2 protein-coding genes are annotated in these 1,400 nt (G+C 67.9%); one reads left to right on the forward strand and one right to left on the reverse strand.

Annotated elements, in window-relative coordinates:
- Positions 1 to 740: serine protease (locus tag ABZ749_RS35200; RefSeq protein ID WP_357235734.1), on the forward strand; the 740-nt coding region annotated here is incomplete at its 5' end.
- Between the two features lie 128 nt (positions 741 to 868).
- Here ABZ749_RS35200 and ABZ749_RS35205 read toward each other — a convergent pair.
- Positions 869 to 1,400 (reverse strand): zinc-binding dehydrogenase (locus ABZ749_RS35205; protein WP_357235737.1); only part of this gene is annotated, 532 nt, incomplete at its 5' end.

A 1,400-nucleotide genomic window follows, 5' to 3' on the forward strand; every position in this document is an offset into this window, starting at 1 on the left:
ACCGCTTCTGGCGCGGGTACGACCGCACGGAAATCACCGCGCACAACTTCTCCACCCAGTCCGTGTGCAGCACCGACGCCCGCCGGGACGTGGTCTGCTACCAGAACAGTCACCCCACCGAGTACGCCCGCGGCAGGGCGGTGGCGCGGCTGCTGATCAGCGGCGGCGGACTGTGCACCACCTGGCGGGTCGGCAACACCAACCGGATGCTGACGAACAAGCACTGCTTCTCGACGCAGTCCGCCGTGAGCGGCAGCGAGATGCAGTTCAACTACCAGTGCGCCACCTGCGGCGGCGCGAACCCCGGTGCCGGCACCAAGGTCAGCGGTGCCACCCTCTACCGGGTGAGCAGCGGCGGCTCCAGCCAGCTGGACTACGCCCTGTTCTCGGTCAACAACTTCGCCACCATCCAGGGATTCGGCACGCTGTACCTGGCAACTACCGCCACCAGCAACGGCACCCGGATCTACGTCCCCGGCCACGGCGACGGCACCGCGAAGCGGCTGTCGATCTTCGAGGACACCCAGAACGGCGCGACCTGTGCCGTCCGGAACGCGAACTACAACACCTGGAACATCAGCTACAGCTGTGACACCTCCGGCGGCAACTCGGGTTCACCAGTGCTGAACGCCAGCCACCAGGTGATCGCCCTGCACCACCTCGGCGGTTGTCCGTCGAACCAGGGCGCGAAGGCGCACCTCATCTACAACGAGATCGCCAGTCTGATCGACAACGGCTGAGACGGTGGGCCGCCGATGCGCGCCCTGCGCCTCGGCGGCTCAACGGCTCACCGCCGGCCACCGCGCACTCCGGCCCGACCGCGCGCCAGAGCCCGCCGTTCGGCGGACCCTGGCCACCGCGGAGAAGTTCAGCGCAGGGTGTCGATGTCGATGACGAACCGGTACCGCACGTCCGAGGCGAGCACCCGCTCGTACGCGTCGTTGACCGCCTCGGCGCCGATGACCTCGACCTCGGGGGCGATGCCGCGCTCGGCGCAGAAGTCCAGCATCTCCTGCGTCTCGGCGATGCTGCCGATGCTGGAGCCGGCGAACGACCGTCGATTGCCGAACAACGCGAAGACGGGCACCGGAAGCGGCTCCGGCGGGGCACCCACGCTGACAAGCGTGCCGTCCAGACGCAGCAGACCGAGGTAGCTGGCCATGTCGATCGGTGCGCTGACCGTGTTGATGATCAGGTCCAAGCTGTTCTTGAGCACCTCGAACGTCGCCGGGTCCGTGGTGGCGTAGTAGTGCTCGGCTCCGAAGCGCAGGCCGTCGTCCTTCTTGCCCAGCGTCTGGGACAGCACTGTCACCTCGGCACCCATCGCTGCGGCGATTTTGACAGCCATGTGGCCCAGGCCGCCCAGGCCCACCACGGCGACCTTCCTGCCGGGACCGGCA

The organism is Micromonospora sp. NPDC047753 (genome assembly GCF_040642735.1).
Classification (GTDB): Bacteria; Actinomycetota; Actinomycetes; order Mycobacteriales; family Micromonosporaceae; genus Micromonospora.